General features: G+C 74.9%; 13 protein-coding genes and 1 pseudogene. 11 read left to right on the top strand and 3 right to left on the bottom strand.

The window, feature by feature from the left end:
• Nucleotides 1–10 precede the first annotated feature (10 nt).
• The 3 genes from fabF to AMIR_RS36170 form a co-directional block, all read right to left on the bottom strand.
• Complete coding sequence (fabF, locus tag AMIR_RS24135) at nt 11–1,270, bottom strand: beta-ketoacyl-ACP synthase II (RefSeq protein WP_015803570.1); 1,260 nt, start codon at nt 1,268–1,270, stop codon at nt 11–13.
• A complete protein-coding gene (locus AMIR_RS24130) occupies nt 1,267–2,772 on the bottom strand; it encodes a class I adenylate-forming enzyme family protein (protein WP_084799003.1) in 1,506 nt (501 codons plus the stop codon). The genes fabF and AMIR_RS24130 overlap by 4 nt, the downstream gene beginning before the upstream one ends.
• Before the next feature lie 108 nt (nt 2,773–2,880).
• Nucleotides 2,881–3,363: an IS3 family transposase gene (locus AMIR_RS36170; protein WP_049796959.1), complete on the bottom strand. Its 483-nt coding sequence runs from the start codon at nt 3,361–3,363 to the stop codon at nt 2,881–2,883.
• Between the two features lie 435 nt (nt 3,364–3,798).
• On the opposite strand from AMIR_RS36170, the pseudogene AMIR_RS43305 reads away from it, so the two are divergent.
• From AMIR_RS43305 to AMIR_RS24075, 11 genes and pseudogenes are all read left to right on the top strand, one after another.
• Nucleotides 3,799–4,356 (top strand): annotated as a pseudogene (locus AMIR_RS43305) (GNAT family N-acetyltransferase); the annotation flags it as partial.
• 28 nt (nt 4,357–4,384) lie between these two features.
• Nucleotides 4,385–4,765, top strand: a complete 381-nt coding sequence (locus AMIR_RS40565; RefSeq protein WP_049796957.1) for a hypothetical protein — start codon at nt 4,385–4,387, stop codon at nt 4,763–4,765.
• Nucleotides 4,762–10,221 (top strand): type I polyketide synthase, encoded by a 5,460-nt coding sequence (locus AMIR_RS40560; protein WP_015803567.1) that lies wholly within the window; start codon nt 4,762–4,764, stop codon nt 10,219–10,221. The genes AMIR_RS40565 and AMIR_RS40560 overlap by 4 nt, the downstream gene beginning before the upstream one ends.
• A complete protein-coding gene (gene fabG, locus AMIR_RS24110) occupies nt 10,218–10,922 on the top strand; it encodes a 3-oxoacyl-ACP reductase FabG (protein ID WP_015803566.1) in 705 nt (234 codons plus the stop codon). The genes AMIR_RS40560 and fabG overlap by 4 nt, the downstream gene beginning before the upstream one ends.
• 4 nt (nt 10,923–10,926) lie before the next feature.
• Nucleotides 10,927–11,691, top strand: a complete 765-nt coding sequence (fabI, locus tag AMIR_RS24105) for an enoyl-ACP reductase FabI (protein ID WP_015803565.1) — start codon at nt 10,927–10,929, stop codon at nt 11,689–11,691.
• 4 nt (nt 11,692–11,695) lie between these two features.
• Complete coding sequence (locus AMIR_RS24100) at nt 11,696–12,310, top strand: MaoC/PaaZ C-terminal domain-containing protein (protein WP_015803564.1); 615 nt, start codon at nt 11,696–11,698, stop codon at nt 12,308–12,310.
• Nucleotides 12,307–12,918 (top strand): flavoprotein, encoded by a 612-nt coding sequence (locus AMIR_RS24095; RefSeq protein WP_015803563.1) that lies wholly within the window; start codon nt 12,307–12,309, stop codon nt 12,916–12,918. The genes AMIR_RS24100 and AMIR_RS24095 overlap by 4 nt, the downstream gene beginning before the upstream one ends.
• Before the next feature lie 157 nt (nt 12,919–13,075).
• Complete coding sequence (lanKC, locus tag AMIR_RS24090) at nt 13,076–15,718, top strand: class III lanthionine synthetase LanKC (RefSeq protein WP_015803562.1); 2,643 nt, start codon at nt 13,076–13,078, stop codon at nt 15,716–15,718.
• A 372-nt stretch (nt 15,719–16,090) separates the two neighbouring features.
• Entirely contained in the window at nt 16,091–17,308 is a 1,218-nt protein-coding gene (locus AMIR_RS24085; RefSeq protein ID WP_015803559.1) for a cytochrome P450, read from the top strand.
• 59 nt (nt 17,309–17,367) lie between these two features.
• On the top strand, nt 17,368–18,672 hold the full coding sequence (locus AMIR_RS24080) for a glycosyltransferase (protein ID WP_015803558.1): 1,305 nt from the start codon (nt 17,368–17,370) through the stop codon (nt 18,670–18,672).
• Nucleotides 18,669–19,694, top strand: coding sequence for an NAD-dependent epimerase/dehydratase family protein (locus tag AMIR_RS24075; protein WP_015803557.1), 1,026 nt, complete (start codon nt 18,669–18,671; stop codon nt 19,692–19,694). The genes AMIR_RS24080 and AMIR_RS24075 overlap by 4 nt, the downstream gene beginning before the upstream one ends.
• Nucleotides 19,695–19,697: the final 3 nt, after the last annotated feature.

The raw sequence follows: 19,697 nt of genomic DNA, 5'->3' as shown, positions 1-19,697 counted from the left end.
GTGCGGGCGCTCAACCCGCCCAGCGGCGCGCGATCAGCACGGCGTTGTGGCCCCCGAAGCCGAACGAGTTGCTCATCGCGGCCTCGACGCGGTGCTCCTGCGCGGTGTGCGGCACGAAGTTCACCTCCGGGTCCTCCGGGTCGTCGCAGTTGATCGTCGGCGGCGTCACGCCGGTCAGCACCGACTCCAGCGCCACGATCAGCTCGACCGCGCCCGCCCCGCCCAGCATGTGCCCGGTCATGCTCTTGGTCGAGCTGACCGGGATGCGCGTGGCGTGCGAGCCGAACACGCCCCGGATCGCCCTCAGCTCGGTGGTGTCGTTGAGCGGCGTCGACGTGCCGTGCGCGTTGATGTAGCCCACGTCCTGCGGCGCCAGCCCCGCCTGCGCCAGCGCGTCGTGCATCGCCCGCCGCGCAGGACCGGCCTCAGGGTGCGGCGCGGTCGGGTGGAACGCGTCGGTGGTCGCCCCGTAGCCCGCCAGCTCGCCCAGCACCCTGGCGCCGCGCGCCCTGGCGTGCTCCTCGCTCTCCAGCACCACGACGCCGCCTCCCGCGCTCATCACGAACCCGTCCCTGCCCCGGTCGAACGGCCGGGAGGCGGCCTCCGGGTCGTCGTTGCGGGTGGACAGGGCGCGGGAGATCGCGGCCCCGGTGATGTCCAGCCTGGTCATCGTGTCGTCCACGCCGCCCGCCACCACCACGTCGGCCGCGCCGTGCCGGATCAACCGCGCCGCCTCGCCGATCGAGGTCGCCCCGGTCGCGCACGCGGTCACCACGCACACCGACGGGCCCTGCGCGCCCAGGTGCAGCGCGACCTCGCCCGCCGCGCTGTCCACGCCGCTGCCGGGGAAGTAGTAAGGGCTCAACCCGCGCGCCCCCCGCTCGTCCAGCGCGCGGGTCGCGGCTGCGGACAGCTTCGTCGGCCCACCCGCCGACCCCAGCACCACCGCCACTCTCGGCGCCAGCGCCTCGTCGACCACCAGGTTCGCGTCGGCCACCGCCTCCAGCGCGGCCGACAGCGCGATGTGCACCGAGCTGTCGGTGCGGCGCACCGCCTTCGGCGGCAGCCCGGACAGGTCCAGGTCCAGCACCTCGCCGCCGATCCGCACCGGCAGTCCTGTCGTGTCCACCGTGGACAGCACGCGGATGCCGCTCGACCCCTTCACCATGCTCGCCCACGTGGTCGGCCAGTCCGCGCCGATGGGCGTGACGGCTCCCCGGCCGGTGACGACGACCCGACGCCCTCCGCCGGTCCTGCTCGATGAGGTCATGGCAGTGCCCTTCCGGTTCGGTGACCCCGGGAAGCGGCGCGCTCGGCGTCCTGCCCGGTCGAGGTGTCCGCCGAGCGGACGATGTCGGTGACGCGCACCAGGTCGGTCTTGCCGCTGGGCAGCCTCGGCAGCTCTGCCACCACCAGCACCCGGTCCGGCAGCTCGTGCCTGGCCAGCACCTCGCCGAACCGCGCCCGCCACCACGCGGCGGCGGTGAGCCGCGGGTCCTCGACCACGAAGACCAGCCGCCAGTCGTCCTCTCCGCGCGGTAGCGGCACCACCTGCACCGGGGCGCCGCACGCGCCCGCCAGGTGCGCCAGCCGGTCCGGGTAGAGGGTGTGCCCGCGACGGGCCACCGCGCGCTCGCGGCCGATGACCCGCAGCCCACCGCGCTCGTCGAGCAGTCCGAGGTCGTGCGTGTGCTGAGGGCCGGGTGGGCGAGGGACGAGCACCCCGTCGGCCAGCACCCCCGAGGCCGTGTCGGGCGAGTCCACCCACACCCGGCCGATCACTCCCGGTGGCGCGGGGGCGCCGCGCTCGTCGAGCACCCGGACCGACAGCCCGGCCAGCGGCAGGCAGGTGTCAGGCGCGCCCGGTCCGGCCAGCGCCACGTTGCCCAGCTCGGTGCTGCCGTAACCGTCCAGCAGCGGGGCTCCGGTGACCTCGGTGAACCGCCGCGCCAGCTCATCGCCCAGCGGCGCGCCGCCGGTGCACCACATGCGCACCCCGGTCAGCGCGTCGACCAGGCCCTCCTTGCGCGCCAGCAGGTTCAGCGCGCTGCGGAAGGTCACCGGGGTGGCGTCCACGACCGTGACGCCGTGCTCGGCCAGCGCGGGCAGCGCGCGATCCAACCGGGCTGGGGCCACCAGCAACCCGCAGCCCGCCCGCCTGGCCAGCAGGACCATGGACATGCCGTACTGGTGGGAGAAGGGCAGCAGCGGGGCCAGCACGTCGTCGGCCCGGTACCCCATCCGGTCGGCGGTGCGCGCCAGGTTGCCCTCGATCGCCGCGCCCGCGCGCACCACGGCTTTCGGCGCGCCGGTCGACCCGGACGACCAGCTGATCAACCCGTCCGCCCTGGCCGTCCACCGGACCAGGTCCGGGTCGGCGAGCGCGCCGCCCGCGTCGCCCGCGGCGTCGGCCAGCGGGATCGTCCTGGGCGCGCCCGGCGCGGTGGGTCGGTCGGTCACCAACCAGTCCGCGCCCACCTCGACGGCCGACGCGGTCAGCGCCGCGGCGGGCGCGCCGGGGTCGGCCAGCGCGACGGACACGCCCAGGTCCAGCAGTCCGAGCAGGACCGCGACGAACTCCGGCGAGTTGCCCGCGGCCAGCAGCACCCGGTCCGGTGCGCGGACGCCGTGCCCGGTGAGCGCCGCGGAGGCGCCCGAGGCCGAGGCCGTCATCGACCGGGCGGTCAGCGGTGGTGGTACCCGCCCCTGCGGGGGCGGTGGGGTCGGAGGTCGTGCTGACGGCGGCGCCGCCTCCGTGACGCGCTGTGCCATGGGTGTTCCCCCGGTTCGCAGTGGGACGTGGCCGTCGAGGGCGCGCGACCACGACGCCGCGGCGGAACCCGTGCCGCTGCGGCGTCGTGCCGGGCGCGCCCGGCGGTGCTACCGCGTGACGCGGCGCTGGACCGCCCCGTCGTGGACCTGCCTGCGCGCGGTCGCCCTGGACGCGCGCATCCCCTCGGCCCGCATCAGCCGTTCCACGGTGCACCGGGCGACCGGCACGCCGTTGTCCTGGAGCTCGCGCCAAATGCTCCGAGCGCCCCTCTTGCCGCCCTCGGAAAGCCAGGCTGCCTTGATCAGGGGAAGTAACTCGCGATCACGCACGGTTCGTTTCGCCGGTGCGCGCTCGCGCTTTTTGACCGCGTAGTAGGTGGATGGCGCGAGAGAAATCGCCTTGCAGAGCACGTGCACTCCGTAGGCGGCCCGGTGGTGGTCTACGAATGCCACCTGGCGGGCGGTCGACAGCGGTTCTCCCGCGGTCGTGCGGATGAAGTTCTCGGCCAGTTGCTGAGCGTCGTCGCGGAGGTGTTCCTGCTTCTTCGAGCTGGTTGCGCTCAGGGTGGTCGGGTTCCGCTCCACGTCCACCCCGCCTATCTGCACCCTGCGCGGCGGCTCGGGGCCCGGAGCGCCCTGGCGCGGGGCGGAGACCCGCTTCCCCGGCGCGCTCCCAGGTCCGGGGCTCCCCCCGGCGAGGGATCCGCGCCCGCGGGTAATAGACCGGTTGTGCTGCGACAATCCCAGGCGGACACGCGCTCGGGCCCGCTCCTCACATCCCCCATCGGTGTGGGTCCCCCAGCTTTCAGTCAGACTGCGACGGTTTCCGTCTCCAACAAACCCGGTTCAATATGCTCCGTATGTCGGACTTTGCCTATGGAAGCATCGTTGACCGAGGGTGTCAACGACGCCCTTCGGGAGTCGAAAAAATGCTGATGCAGCCCACTCCGAGGGCTGCTGGGTGGTATTAACGGGGGTGTCGCGCCGCTGAACGCGGTTGACAACCCCGGAGATCGCTTGATAGGCATGGCGTTAATCGTCAGAGCCGAACCGCAGGGGTCGGACAGCTTTGGCGCACTGGGGAGATATTCGACAACCGGGGTGAGCGCCGCTCTCCCGATCATTCTTGCCGCACGCCTGGAGACGTCCGAGGAGATCCTCCGCCGGGCGGGCCCGCCGTGCGCGTCCGCACCACGACGAGGCGGGGGACAATTGCAAGGCGAACTCGTGTCACTGCACCCGGCGTCGACCGACGAGGACTACGAGCTGCTCGCGGCCTGGGCCTCGTCCACCACCTCGGTGTACTCCTCCGGCCAGGTCCGACCCGTCACCCCCGCCCAACTGCGCGAAGCGGGTGAACTGCACGGGATGCGCTACCTGGTGGTGCGCGACCGGGAGGGCGAGCCGGTCGGCGGGGTGAACTGGCGCCCCGTCACCTACGAGGGCCACTTCGAGGTCGGCAACGCGGTCGGCCCCCCGCAGCTGTGGGACCTCGGCTACGGGGTCGAGTCGGTGCTCCTGCTGCTGGAAGAGCTGTTCCACCAGCGCAACGCCCACCGCGTGCACCTGATGACCGCGGCCTTCAACAAGCGGATGGTCCTTCAACAAGCGGATGGTGCAGATCTTCACCTCCGGCCTGATCCACGTCGAGGGCGTCCTGCGCGACTACTTCTACCTCGACGGCGCCTACCACCACGCGGTCATCGGGTCGATCCTGCGCGACGAGTACTACCGGCACGCGGGACTCGACGCGGTGCGCCGCATGGACCTGGTCCCCCGACGGGACAAGGAGGAGGCGGTGGAACTGCTCACCGCGCATCTCGCGGCCCACCCGGTCGTCGCGGGTCGGGGCACCTCCGCCACACCGGCCCAGACCGGTCCGCCCCGAGAGGGGGTGGCCTGGATCGATCCACTTCGGACCGATCCGCCCCCGACCGCCGCGGACCCCGCGCTCGCCGCGTTCTCCCGGCGCACCAACGGGGAGGGCGCGTGAGCACCTCGGAGACCAGGGAGAGGGCGCGGGCCTGGCTCATCGGCTGGGTCGCCACCCGGCTCGCCATCCCCGAGCACGCCGTCAGCACCGTCCGCCCGCTCGACGAGCTGGGCCTGAGCTCCACCGACGTCATCAGCATGACCGGGAGCCTCGGCGAGCACCTGGGCGCGCCGCTCTCCCCGGACGCGGTGTTCGAGTACCCCAGCATCTCCCTGCTCGCGGACCACGTCGCCACCGGCCGCCCCGCCACCGGTGAGCGTCCCCCCGAACCTGAGGACAACGCCGCCGACCCGGTCGTGGTGGTCGGCATCGGCTGCCGCTTCCCCTCGGGCGTGCGCGGCCCCGACGCGTTCTGGGACCTGCTCGTCCGGGGTGGCGACGTCGTCGGCCGGGTCCCCGAAGGCCGCTGGGACGCGCACACCGCGGATCCGGGGGTGGCCGCCCTGGTCGCGGGCGCGGCGGGCGCCGGTGGCTTCCTCGACGACGTCGACCGCTTCGACGCGGCGTTCTTCGGCGTCCCTCCCAAGGAGGCCGAGGTCGCCGACCCGCAGCAGCGGCAGGTTTTGGAGGTCGCCTGGGAGGCGCTCGACCACGCGGGCATCCCGCAGCACGGCCTGGCCGGGACCCGCGCGGGCGTGTTCCTGGCCGCGGGCGCCGTCGAGTACCTGCCGGAGGACGCCTCCGCGGTGGACGGCTGGACCACCACCGGCTCCTCCGCCGCGGTCATCGCCAACCGGCTGTCCTACGCGCTGGGCGCGAGGGGGCCGAGCATGGTGGTGGACACCGCCTGCTCCGGCTCGCTCGTCGCCATCCACCTCGCCTGCGCGCACCTGCTGCGCGGGGAGTGCGACCTGGCGCTCGCGGGCGGGGTCAACCTGCTGCTCACCCCAGGGGTCTCGGTCGGCTTCGCCCGCTCCGGCGTGCTCTCCCCGGACGGCCGCTGCAAGACCTTCGACGCGGGCGCCGACGGCTACGCGCGCGGCGAGGGCTGCGGCGTCGTCGTGCTCAAGCGGCTCTCCCGCGCGCTGCGCGACGGGGACCGGGTGCTGGCCGTCGTGCGCGGCAGCGCGGTCGGCTCGCACGGACGCTCCAACGGCCTCATGGCGCCCCACCCCGGAGCCCAGGAGGACCTGATCCGCACCGCGCACCGCGCCGCGGGAGTCGACCCGCGCACCGTCGACCTGGTCGAGACCCACGGCACCGGCACCGCGCTCGGAGACCCCGTCGAGGTCAACGCGCTCACCGCCGTCCACGCGCCCGGTCGCCCCGCCGACCGGCCGCTGCTGCTGGGCGCGGTCAAGACCAACCTCGGCCACCTGGAGGCCGCCTCGGGCGTCGCCGGGTTCATCAAGGCGGTGCTGGCGCTGGACCGGGGCGAGATCCCCGCCAACCTGCACCTCACCACCCCGAACCCGTTGCTGCGGCTGGACGAGCGCCCGCTCGCGCCCGTCACCGCGCTCACCGCCTGGCCGCACCGCGACCACCCCCGGCGCGCGGGCGTCAGCTCCTTCGGCTTCGGCGGGGCCATCGCGCACGCGGTGCTGGAGCAGGCCCCCGCCGTGCGCCCGCACGAGCCTCCCGAACCCGACGGCAGCACGCCGGTCGTGCTGCTGTCGGCCGGCTCCCGTGCCGCGCTGCGCGCTGAGGCCCGCGCGCTGCGCTCGGTGCTGGACGGCGATCCGCCGCCGGTGGCCGACCTCGCGCACACCCTCACCACCCGCCGTTCGCACGGCCCGGTCCGCGCGGGCCTGCTCGCCCGCGACGCGGCCGGGCTCGCGGAAGTGCTCACCGAACTGGCCGAGGGCCGCGAGCACCCCGACGCGACCACCGGCGCGGTCCGCGACGACCCGGCCCCGGTGTTCGTGTTCTCCGGCCAGGGCTCCCAGTGGGCGGGCATGGCCGACGGGCTGCTCGACCACGACCCCGACTTCACCGCTGCCATCGACGAGCTGGACCCGGTCGTGCGCGCGCACGGCTGCCCGTCACCGCGCGAGGCGCTGGAGTCCGGTCGCACGGGGGAGTCGGTCACCTGGGTGCAACCGGTGCTGTTCACCGTGCAGGTCGCGCTCGCCGCGCTGTGGCGGGCCAGGGGCGTCGAGCCCGCCGCCGTCCTCGGCCACTCGATGGGCGAGGTCACGGCGGCCGTCGTCGCGGGCGCGCTCAGCCCTCGCGACGGGGCCAGGGTGATCTGCGTGCGCTCCCGGCTCCTCGGCGAGATCGCGGGCGAGGGGCGGATGGCCGTCGTCCCCGAGACCGGGGCTCGTCTGCGGGAGACGATCACCGCCGAGGGCCTCGACGACGCGGTGTCGGTCGCGGTCCTGCTCGGCCCGCAGTCCTCGGTCCTGTCGGGGGAGGGCGCGGGCGTCGAGCGGGTGGCGACCGCCCTCGGCGTCGACCCGCTGTGGGTGGGGGTCGACGTGGCCTCGCACTCCCCGCAGGTCGACCCGCTGCTCGGCCGGGTCGTCGAGGAGCTGGCCGACCTCGCGTCGTCCGAGCCCCTCATCCCGCTCTACTCGACGGTGACCGGACAACGGCTGACCTCGCCGCCGGACGCGCACTACTGGGCGGCGAACCTGCGCGAACCGGTGCGCCTGCCGGACGCGGTCGCGGCGGCGGCCGACGCGGGCCACTCCGTGTTCCTGGAGGTCAGCCCGCACCCCGTGCTCACCCGACCGGTCGCGGAGGCGCTGCGGTCGCTGGGCGTGCCCGACCCCGCGGTGCTGCACACCCTGCACCGCGAGCGCGGCGGCCCCGAGGCCGTGGCACTGGCCGCCGCCGGCTTGGCCTGCTTGGGGGCGACCCCGGTGTGGCGCGGCGCGTGGACCGGCGGCGGACTGGTCGACCTGCCGCCGAGGACTTGGGACACCACCCGGTTCTGGCGCTCCCCGGTCGACGTGCCCGCGCGGGAGGACGGCGCCGCACGCCCTCGGTCCGAGGCGGAGGAGGGCCCGCTGCTCGGACCGCCCACCGAACTGGCGGACCAGCCGGGAACCCTGGTGTGGCAGTCGGAGCCCGGCGCGGAACGGGCGGAGTGGCTCGCCGCGCACGAAGTCCTGGGCGAACCGGTGCTGCCCGCGTCCGCCGCGCTGGTCGCCGCGCTGGCCGCCGCGCGCGACCTGGGGTTCAAGCGGGCCGGCGTCCGCGACCTGGTGCTGCACCAACCGGTCCCGGTCGTGCCCGGCCTGCGGCTGCAGGGCGTGGCCCGCCGCGACCGCGGGGTCGGGGCGGCGACCTTCACCCTGCACTTCCGCACCGCCCCGGAACTGCCGTGGGCGCAGGCGGCCTCGGCCCGGCTGCACGACGACCACGACCTGCCGACCCCGCCGCCACCCCGCCCCGACGGGGTGGAGCGGGACGTCGCACGCTGGTACGACCTGCTGGCCGGGCACGGCATCGAGTTCGGCCCCGCGCTGCGGGTGGTGACCGGGCTGCGCTCGGGGGCCGGAACCGCGGTGGCTGAGCTGTCCGGCGCGGCACCGGACCCGGCCCTGCTGACCGGCGCCTTCCAGGCGGTGGCCGCCGCGCTGCCCGAGGACCTGCCCGGCCCCGCGCTGGTGACGGGCGTGACCGCCTGCGCCGTGCTCGACCCCGCGACCCCGACCACCGTCACCGCGACGGTCACCGGGCACGGGCGGGAACTGCGTGCCGACGCGTGGCTGTGGGCGGGCCGGACCCCGGTGGCGGCGCTCACGGGCATCCGGCTGCTGCCGCTCGGCGGCGCCCCCGACGCGCCGGGGGCCGGGAACGGGGCGGTCGTCGACCGGAGCACGGCCGACCGGCCCACGCGAACCGGTCCCACCACCACCGACCACGAGCGCGCCGACCACGCCGTCGAGGCGCCGGACCCGGCCTGGTCGCACCACCTCGCGTGGCGCGCCACGCCCCTGGAACCCGCCGCCGTCCCGCCCCAGGAGTGGCTCGTCGTCGGCGGGACCCCCGAGCAGGCCGACGAGTGGCGGGCCTTCGGCGTGCGGACCCGCCTCGCCCCGGACCCCGCGGCGGCGCTCGCCGCGCTGGCGGACGGCTCACCCGCCACCCGGCTCCTCGTGTTCGCCGACGCGCTCGGCGCGGGCGGCGACGACCCCGACACCGCCGCCGAGGCGACGCTGCGCGCCTTCGACCTGGTCACCGCGCTCGCGGCCCTGTCCGCGCCCCCGCGCCTGCACCTGGTCACCCGGCGCGCCCACCTCCTCCCCGGCGACACCACCGCAGATCCGGGACACGCGGCCCTGTGGGGCGCGGGCCGGTCCGCGGCGCTGGAGCACCCCGACCTGTGGGGAGGCCTGGTCGACCTCGACGAGCACCCGCGCACCGCGCTGCGCCTGCTCACGGAGATCACCTCCGCGGATCCCGGCGCCCAGAGCGCCTACCGCGCCGACACCAGGCACATCCCGGTGCTGCGCAGGTCCGAACCGGCCACCGCCCCCGCCCGCGCCCTGTCGGGCACCCACCTGATCGTCGGCGCCACCGGCAGGATCGGCCCGCACCTGGCAGCCGAACTGGTCCAGCGGGGCGTCCGCCACCTGGTCCTGGTCTCCCGCCGGGGCCTGCGCGGCCCCTCGGCCGAGCAAGCCGAACGCCTGCGCCTGCGGGGCGTCGTGGTGCTGGACCTGCGCCTGGACGTCGCCGACCCCTCGGCCGCCGCCGCCCTGTCCGCCCACCTCGCGACCCTGCCGCCGCTGCGCGGCGTCCACCACGCGGCCTTCGACGAGTCCGTGTCCCCGATCGCCGCCCTGTCCGCCCCGCTCGTGCGCCGCATGTTCCGCGCCAAGGCGAACGTCCTGACCACCCTGCGCCGCCTGGCCGGGGAGCACCGCGCGGAACTGCTCCACCTGTCCTCCACCACCGGCCTGCTCGGCTCCTCGGGGCTGGCCCACTACGCGGCGGCCAGCTGCTTCGCCGACAGCGCCGCGTCGGCCGATCCGACCACGCGCACCGTCGTCCTCGGCCCGTGCGCCGACGGGCTGGCGGGCACCCCGCACGGCGAGGTCGTCCTCGCCTCGGGCCTGCGCCTGATGCCCACCCGGCGCGCTGTCGCCGCAGCGCTGGACGCGCCCGCCCGCCGGAGCGCGGTCGTCGACGCGGACTGGGACGAGGTCGACCGCTCCTACGCCACCGCGCTGCGCACCCCGTTGCTGGCGGAACTCGCGGGAGAGGGCGCACCGACCCGCGCCGCACCGCGCCCGGACCCGGTCCAGCACAGGGAACTGCTGCGCGAGCACGTCCGGACCGTCATCGCGGGCGCGATGGGCATCACGCCCGAGGCGCTCAACCCGAGGGCCAACCTGTTCGCCCTCGGCGTCGACTCGCTGATGAGCCTGTCGATCATCCGCACCCTGGCCGCCACCACCGGCCACCACATCCCGCCGACCGTGCTGCGCGAGCGCCCGACCGCGCTCGCGCTCGCCGACCACCTGGCCGAGGCCGAGCAGACCACCGAGGGGGAGCAGCGATGACCGGGGTAGCACTGGTGACCGGGGGCAACCGGGGGATCGGACTGGCGACGGCGACCGCCCTCGCCAAGGCAGGGATGCGGGTGGCAGTCACCCACCGGGGTGGCGGGGCGCCCGCCGAGCTGTTCGGCGTGCGCTGCGACGTCCGCGACGCCGAGCAGGTCGACCGGGCCTTCACCGAGGTCGAGCGGGAGCTGGGCCCGGTCGGGGTGCTGGTGGCCAACGCGGGCGTCACCAGGGACCGCCTGGTCGCCACGATGGGCCCCGAGGACTTCGAGGACGTGCTGCGCACCAACCTCACCGGCGCCTACCTGGTGGCCAGGCGCGCGGTGCGCGGCATGGTGCGCCACCGCGGCGGTCGCATCGTCCTGGTGGCCTCGGTCTCGGCGCTCACCGGCGCGCGCGGCCAGGCCAACTACACCGCCGCCAAGGCCGGGATGATCGGCTTCGCGCGCTCGGCGGCGCTGGAACTGGCATCCAGGGGCATCACCGTCAACGTGGTCGCCCCCGGCTGGATCAGCACCGACATGACCGACGAGCTGCCCGAGGCCGCGAGGGTCGAAGCGGCGGCGCACGTGCCCATGCGCAGGTTCGGCGCCCCCGAGGAGGCCGCTGCGGCGATCGCCTTCCTGGCGAGCGACGCGGCCTCCTACGTCACCGGCGTCGTGCTGCCGGTCGACGGCGGCCTGTCCCTGGAGCGCTGACACCGTGCTCAAGGGGAAGACGGTGCTGGTCACCGGGGTCATCACCACCGCGTCCATCGCCTTCCACGTCGCCAAGCACGCCCAGGAGGCGGGCGCGCGGGTGGTGCTCACCGGCTACGGCAGGCTCAGCCTGGTCGAGCGGATGGCCGCCAGACTGCCCGAGCCCGCCCCGGTGCTGGAGCTGGACGTCACCGACGAGCGGCACCTGGCGACCCTGGCCGACCGGGTGGGCGAGCACGCCGACCGGCTCGACGGGGTGCTGCACTCCATCGCCTACGCCCCGCCGTCGGCGCTGGGCGGTGGGTTCCTGGACACCGCGTGGCCCGACGTGGCGACCACGTTGCGCACCTCCACCTACTCGCTCCAGGCGCTCACCACCTCGGTGCTGCCGCTGCTGCGCCGGGGCAGCGACCCCGCCGTGGTGGGGCTGGACTTCGACGCCTCGGTCGCCTGGCCCGACTACGACTGGATGGGCGTGGCCAAGGCCGGGTTGGAGGCCACCGCCCGCTACCTGGCGCGCTACCTCGGCCCGCACGGCGTGCGGGTGAACCTGGTGGCGGCCGGACCGCTGCGCACCACGGCGGCCGGCGCCGTCACCGCGCCGGGACGGGCCGCGCCCCCGTGGGCGGACAACGCCCCGCTCGGGTGGGACGAGAAGGACGCGGGCCCCGCGGCGCGCGCGTGCGTGGCCCTGCTCTCGGACTGGTTCCCCGCCACCACCGGGGAGATCGTCCACGTCGACGGCGGCGCGCACGCGATGGGCGGGTGACCGGGTGCGGTCCGCCGGGCACGACGAGGACGATCGGAAGACGGGGGAGGGGCGGCACGTGGTCGGACTGGCCGAGGTGGCGCGGTGGTTCCAGGACAACGAGGGGACGGACCTGGGGTTCGGGCCGTGGCACGAGGTCGCCGCGCCCGACGTGGCGGCCTTCGCGGACGTCACCCGCGACTGGCAGCGCATCCACTTCGACACCGCGGAGGCGGCCGAGGGACCGTACGGCGGGCCTGTGGTGCACGGCTTCCTGGTGCTCGCGCTCATCCCGCACCTCACCTCGGGCCTGCTGGACCTGCGGTGGACCAGCCTCGGCGTCAACTACCGCCTCGACCGCGTCCGCTTCCCGGCCCCGGTGCGGGTCGGCGAGCGGGTGCGGGCCCGCGCCTGGCTGGGGCGCGCCCGGACGCGTCCGCGCGGCTACCTGGAACTCGTGCTGCCGGTGGAGGTGTGGGCCGAGAGCGCGACCAGGGCCGCCTGCACCGCCGAGCACACCCGGCTCTACCGGGTCGCCGAGGACGCCGAGCTGCCCGACCCCGCCCGGCGCGGCGCCGTCCTGGACCCACGGCCCGAACCGGGAACCGAACCCACGACCACCACCGGAGGTGCCCGTTGAGCGCGCGAGCCGAGATCCCGCCGTTCACCCCGCGAAGACTGCTGCTGGTCGTCACCGGCGCGATCCAGGCGGCGCACGCGCCCTACTGGGTCACCTGGCTGCGCGGCGCCTACCCCGACCTCGAAGTCCGCTCCGTTCTCACCAGGAGCGCCCTGCGCTTCACCACCGAGCAGGCCATGAGCGCGCTGACCGGGCACGAGGCGCACCTGGACGAGTGGCCCGCCGGGGCGCCGCCCAGGGCGCTGCACGTGGACCTGGCCGAGTGGGCGGACGCGATCATCGTGCACCCGGCGTCCGCGCACTACGTGGCCCGTGCCGCGCTGGGCCTGGCCGACACGCCCAGCCTGCTGGTGCTGCACGCCTCCTCCGCCCCCATCGCCATCGCGCCGTCGCTGCCGCCGGGCCTGGAGGACAACCCCGTGTACCGGGCGAACCTGGACCTGCTGGCCCGGCGCCCCAACGTCGTCGTCTCGGCGACCAGGCAGGCCAGGAGCGCCACCACCGGCCGTTCCGACGCGCGCGGAGCAGCTCCGCTCACCACCGCCCTGCGCGACGTCGAAGAACTGCTGCGGAAACTCTCCGAATTTTCCGGGAAAGCGGCCGGATAAAGCTTCGGAAGGTTGACCGCCCATACTCGGGGCGGGCAGGATGTGAGTTGTCGGGCCAGTGAGGCGAAATGCCGGAGAAGAATTCACCGGATGCCCCTGTGCGCCCCTGAGGAGATTGATCCGCTCAACCACAACGGTGGACTTCGGAGTTCTTGCCATGACTGCTGCCGCTCGTCAGGTCTACTGCTTCGCGGACCGGGTGTTCTTCGAGACCCCGGACCGCTGGCAGCGCGGTGACGCGCCGCTGCGGGTGGCGACCAGGTCCGCGCCGCCCGGCTGGGTCCGGACGCCCAAGGGCTTCTGGACCCACCTGCGGCCCGCCGGGGCGGTCCTGCCCGACCAGGGCTGGAAGGTGCACGTCTCGGCCCGCTGGCAGGACGTCGACGCGGCCTGCGACGCGGTGTGGGACTACTGCGTGCGGGAGGGTGTCGCCTTCAAGCACCTGGCGAGCGCCGAGACCTACCTGGCGGTCAACTCCAAGTACGCCCCCAGGCCTGCCAGCGGCAAGCTGCTCACCCTCTACCCGGTCGACGAGGCGCGGTTGCACCGCGTCCTGCTGGACCTGGAGCGCGAGTTGGCCGACGTGCGCGGGCCCGACGTGCTCAGCGATTTGCGCTGGGGCGCCTCGCCGCTGCACGTGCGCTACGGCGCCTTCGTCGAGGCGCACTGCCTGGACTCCTCCGGAGAATTCGTCCCGGCCCTGCGCGGCCCGGACGGGGAACTGGTCCCGGATCGTCGGAGACCGTTCTTCGAAGTTCCCGGATGGGTTGCCAAACCCGAATTTCTGGCTAATTCTCCGCAGTTCTCGAAAAAATCTTTCCCGTATCGCGTGAGCAAAGCGCTGCACTTTTCCAATGGTGGTGGCGTCTACCTCGCCGAGCGCCTTTCCGACGGTCGTGGGGTCGTGCTCAAGGAGGCCCGCGCCCTCACCGGCCTCGACCGGGGCCGCACCGACGCGGCCACCCGGCTCGAGCGCGAGCACCGGGCCCTGGTCCTGCTCGACGGCGTGCCCGGCGTCCCCGCCTGCCACGGCGTGGTCAGCGCGGGCGGCAGCGACTTCCTCGTCGTCGACCACGTCGAAGGCGTCAACCTGTGGGTCTGGATGGCCAAGAACCACCCCATGATCCTGTTCGACGAGCCGGACGAGGCCACCTGCCGCGACTACGCCGAGCGGGCCCTGGAACTGATGGACCGGGTCGAGGCGGTCCTCGCCGACGTGCACGCCAGGGGCCTGGGCTTCGGCGACCTGCACTTCGGCAACGTCCTGGTCCGCCCGGACGGCGGGATCAGCCTGGTCGACTTCGAGATGGCCCACGACCTGTCCGACCCCGACTACACCCCGGACATGGGCACGATGGGCTTCATCGCGGGCAAGGGCGCGCGCGGCGCCCGCATCGACGAGTACGCCCTCGCCGCCCTGCGCTGCGCGCTGCTGTTCCCGCTGGAGAAGATGCGGGTGTTCGACCCGGCCAAGCTGGAGCAGCAGCTCGCCGTCATCGCCGAACGCCTGGGCGTGGCCCCCGAGCGCCTCGACGGCGTCCGCGCCACCCTGTCCGACCCGGTGCTGCGCCCCGAGACGCCCCCGGAACTGGGCTCGCTGCCCCTGGAGGTCGACCTCGACGCCGCCGAGCCCGACTGGGCCGAGGCGATCCGCTCCATGCGCCGCGCCGTGCTCGCCTGCGCCACCCCCGAGCGCGCCGACCGGCTCTTCCCTGGGGACTCGGCCCAGTTCCGCACCGGCGGAGCCACGAACCTGGCCCACGGCGCCTCGGGCGTGCTCTGGGCCCTCGCCCAGACCGGGCACCGCTCACCCGAGCACGAGCAGTGGCTGCTGGACGCGGTCCGCCGGGGTGGCGACCACCCACCGGGCTTCTGCACCGGGGCGCACGGCGTCGCCCACGTGCTCGACCACCTCGGCCACCACGACGCGGCCACCCCGCTGCTGGAGCGCGCCACCGCCCGCACCGGCGAGCTGACCGCGATCGGCCTGGCCACGGGCCTCGCGGGCGCGGGCCTGAACCTGCTGCACTTCGCCCGCTCCCGAGACGACCGGGCGCTGCGCCGGGCCGCGCTGCTCGCGGCGGACCGGCTCGCCGACGCGCTGGAGCGCACCGAGTCCACCCCGGACAAGGCGCCCACCGGCGGCGAGCTGAAAGCGGGCCTGATGCACGGCTGGTCCGCCACCGCCCTGCTCTTCCTGCGCCTGCACGAGGACACCGGCGACCCCGCCCACCTCGACCTGGCCCGCCGCGCCCTGCACCGCGATCTGGACAAGTGCGTGCGGACCGCCTCCGGCGCCCTCCAGGTCGAGGAGCGCGGCGTGCGCACCCTGGCCTACCTGGACGTGGGCAGCGCGGGCATCGCCCTGGTCGCCGACGAGCTGCTGGCCGCGTGCCACGACGAGCGCGTCGAACGCGCCCTGCCCGCCCTGCTGACCGCCTGCGGCAGCGAGTTCGTCCTCCAACCGCAGCTGTTCACCGGCAGGGCGGGGCTGATCACCGCGCTGGAGCGCAACCGCCGCCGCGACCCCTCGCTCGGCGGCGACCACCTGGTCCAGCGGCACCTGCGCAGGCTCGCCTGGCACGCCGTGCCCTACCAGGGGCACCTCGCCTTCCCCGGCGACTTCGGGCTGCGCCTGTCCACCGACCTCGCCACCGGCGTCGCGGGCGTGCTCGTCGCCGTCGCGGCCACCACCACCGGGGCGTGCGCGCCCCTGCCCTTCCTGTCCCCGCGCCCGCTCCCGGAGGCAGGCGCCTCGGGCGGCGCCAGATCGCGGGCGGCGGCCACCGCCACCGCCTGAGCAGACGGCACACCGGAACACGGGAAAACGGATGGGGGTGACACACATGGACATCCGCGAGCTGCAGTCGCTCGTGATCGACGTCGAGGAGGGCGACCTGCCCGCCTCGACCGGCTCGATCACCTGCTGACCACGCCCCCCGACCGGGGGACACCGCACAACCGCGCCACAACTCGAACGGGGGTGACACACATGGACATCCGCGAGCTGCAGTCGCTCGTGATCGACGTCGAGGAGGGCGACCTGCCCGCCTCCACCGGTTCGATCACCTGCTGACCTGGGACCGCCGGGCGCGTTCGACGCGCCCGGCGGCGGACCGGGGGCGCGGGCCCGAGCGCCCGCGCCCCCGCTCACCGGCTTGGAGAAGAGGTCATGCCGAACCCGACGGAACAGGGCACCACCGACACCGCCGACCCGATCCGGGCGCTCTACGACTGGGGCGACCACCAGCGCAGGACCGCCCCCGTCGTGTTCGACCGGGGAACCGGGGCCTGGCACGTCTTCACCCACGCGGAGAGCGAGCGCGTCCTGGTGGACCGCCGCGCCTTCTCCAGCGAGTTCCCCGCCGAGCTCTCGGCCAACGACGACCTGTACGAGGGCAACCTCGCCCTCCTCGACCCGCCACGGCACACCGAGCTGCGCGCGCTGGTCAGCCGCCGCTTCGCCCAGCGCGCCGTTGCCGGGTTGACCCCGCTCGTCGACTCGCTCGTCACCGAGCTGCTGGACGCGCTCGACGCGGGCGGCGCGCACGACGGCGCGGACTTCGTCGACGCCTTCGCCTACCCGCTGCCCGCCACGGTCATCGCCACCCTGGTCGGGCTGCCCCGTTCGGACGTCGCGCTGATGCGCCGCTGGAGCACCGCGCAGCTCAACGAGCGGCGCACCGCGGCCATCGAGGAGGAGGGCAGCCACCAGCGCTCCCTGAGCGCGCTCGCCGAGATCCGCGCGCACCTCGCCCCGCTGCTCGCCGAGCGCGCCCAGTCCGACGACCCCGGCGAAGACCTGCTCACCGCGATCGCCCGCGCGGGCGCCGACGAGGCCGCGATGACCACCGAGGAGCAGTTGGGCTTCCTGCGCCTGGTGCTCAGCGGCGGCGACATGACCTCCTGCTCGCTGCTCTCCAGCCTCGTCCTTGCGCTGGGGGAGCACCCCCAGCTGCTGGACCGGGTGCGCGCAGAACCCGATCTGGTGCCCGCGGTCGTCGACGAGGTCGCGCGCACGCGCCCCCCGTTCGCGCGGGTGGCCCGCTGGAGCACCGTCGACACCGAGCTGGCGGGCGTGCCCATCCCGGCCGGTCAGCTCGTGCTGCCCTGGCTCACCTCGGCCAACCGCGACGAGTCGGTGTTCCCCGACGCAGGCGCGTTCGTCCCCGACCGCACCCCCAACCCGCACCTGAGCTTCGGCCGGGGCATCCACTTCTGCCTCGGGGTGCACCTGGCGAAGCTGGAAGCGGCGCGCGCGCTGACCGCCCTCGCCGAGCGCTACGAACGCGTCGAGCCGCTGCCGGGGACACCGCTCGACCACTTCGACCCGGCGGGCGGCGTGCTGGCCCTGCGCTCGCTCCCGGCCCGCCTCGTCCGCCGCCGCTGACCCGGCGGGCTCGCAGGGCCGCACACCGAGCAGGACGGCGCAGACCGGAGGAGACCGCCGTGCGCATTCTCATCTACACCTACGGGACCAGGGGCGACGTCCAGCCCTACGTGGCGCTGGCGGTCGCGCTCAACGCGCGCGGGCACCACTGCGTGCTCTCGGCCCCCGCGCGCTTCGCAGGGCTCGCCGCCGCGCACGGCGTCGAGTTCGCGGGCCGGGACGACGAGCTGATCCGGTTCTACCTGGAAGACCCCGAGGTGCAGTACAGCCTCGCCCACCAGGGCAGTGCCGAGCCCGGTTTCCGGGCGCGGGGCCGCCGCGCCAGCACCGCCCTGCGCCGCACCCTGGTCGCCCGGCTGCCGCACATCCTGCGCGACACCGCCGCGGCGGCGGAGGGCGGCGCGGACCTGGTCGTCGCCGGGCACTACCAGTGGGAGCTGGGCCAGCACATCGCCGAGCACCTGAAGGCGCCGCTGGTGATGACCTCGCTGTGGCCGACCTGCCTGCCGTCCAGGCGCCACCCCAGCGAGGTGGTGCCCTTCGGCGGCAGCCTCCCGCCGCTGCTCAACCGGTTGTCCTACCTGCCCCTGCGCTGGTTCCAGGTCGGCGGCGCCGAGGTCGACCGGTGGCGCGCTGACCTGGGCCTGCCCAAGCGCAGGGGCAGGCACGACCGCTCCCGCACGGCGACGGGCGAGCCGGTCCCCTTCGTCCACGGCATCAGCCCGCTGGTCGTGCCACCCGCCCCCGACTGGCCCGCGAACGCCCACACCTCCGGATTCTGGCGGCTGCCGCCCGCGCCGGACTGGAGCCCGCCCCCGTCCCTCGCCGACTTCCTCGACCGCGACCCCAAGCCGGTGTTCATCGGCTTCGGCAGCATCGTCAGCCGCGACCCGGAGGACACCGCCCGCGTCATCCGCGAGGCCGTCTCCCGAGCAGGGGTGCGCGCCGTGGTGCGGTTGGAGGCCAACATCGACGCCGACGCGCTCGGCCCCGACGTGCTCCCCGCGGGCGAGGCGCCCTACGACTGGCTGTTCCCCCGCGTTGCCGCGATCGTGCACGGCGGCGGGGTCGGCACGGTCAACGACGCCCTCGCCTCGGGCGTGCCCCAGGTGCCCGTCCCGCACACCAGCGAGCAGGAGGTCTGGTGCCGGATCGCGCACCGGCTGGGTGTGGCCACCGAGCCGTTCCGGCAGCGCGACCTGGACGTCGACCGGCTCGCCACCGCCCTGCGCGCCGCGACCGGCGACGAGGGCCTGGCCCGCGCCGCCCGCTCGGTGGGCGAGCGCGTCCGCGCCGAGGACGGGGCGGGGACGGCCGCCGCACTGGTGGAGCGCTACGGCCTCGACCGGGCGGCCACCCGATGAGCGCCCTCCGAGCGGGCACGTCGGTGAACGCGCGGTCCTGGGCCGGCCGCACCGTGCTGGTCACCGGCGGCCTCGGCTTCCTCGGCTCGCACTTCACCACCGAACTGCTCGCCTCAGGCGCCCACGTCCTCTGCCTGCACCGGGGGGACCGCTTCGGCAGGCTCGCCGAGCTGCCCCGCACCTCCGCGCTGCGCACCGCCAGGGTCGACCTGCACGACGAGCGGGCCCTCGCCGCCGCCGTGGACGCCCACACGCCCGCTGTCGACGCCGTGGTGCACTGCGCGGCGCTGGACGGCAACGCCGAGTTCAAGCTCAAGAACTCCGCCCGAATCCTCGACACCAACCTCAGGTTCACCTCGAACGTCCTCAACTGCGCCCGCGAGCGCCGGGTGCGGGACGTCGTCCTGGTCAGCTCGGCCGAGGTGTACCGCACCGACGACAGCGCCCCGGTCGCCGAGGAGCACGACTACCGGAGCCGGATGCGCTACGCCCCCGACGGCTACTACCTGTCCAAGGTCTTCGGGGAGGTGCTGGCCGAGCTGTACCGCGACCAGTTCGGCATGAACCTGTTCCTGGCCAGGCCCACCAACGTCTACGGTCCGCGCGACGGCTTCCACGCCCCCTCGGGCCGCGTGGTGCCCAGCATGATGGCGTGCCTGGCACGAGGCCAGGACATCGAGGTGTGGGGCGACGGCCGCCAGACCCGCTCGTTCGTGCACGCCGCCGACGTGGCCAAAGCCACTCTCCAGATGGTCGCCGCGAACCGGCACCGCACGTTCAACATCGGCACCGGCGAGTCGGTCTCCATCGCGGACCTCGCCCACGCGGTCGCCGAGGCGCTCGACGTCCCTGGCCGCGTCAGGTTCCTGTTCGACCGGCCCACCGGTCCCTCCGCCCGGCAGCTGGACGTCTCCAGGATGGCCGGGGTCGTCGACTTCACCCCGCGCTCGCTGGCGGTCGGGCTGCGTGAGACCGCCGATTGGTTCCGCGCGCGCGGGTTCGCCCCTGGCCTGGCGGGCTGACCC

It is taken from the genome of Actinosynnema mirum DSM 43827 (assembly GCF_000023245.1).
Taxonomy (GTDB): domain Bacteria; phylum Actinomycetota; class Actinomycetes; order Mycobacteriales; family Pseudonocardiaceae; genus Actinosynnema; species Actinosynnema mirum.
This window is presented reverse-complemented; position numbering and strand designations above follow the sequence as displayed.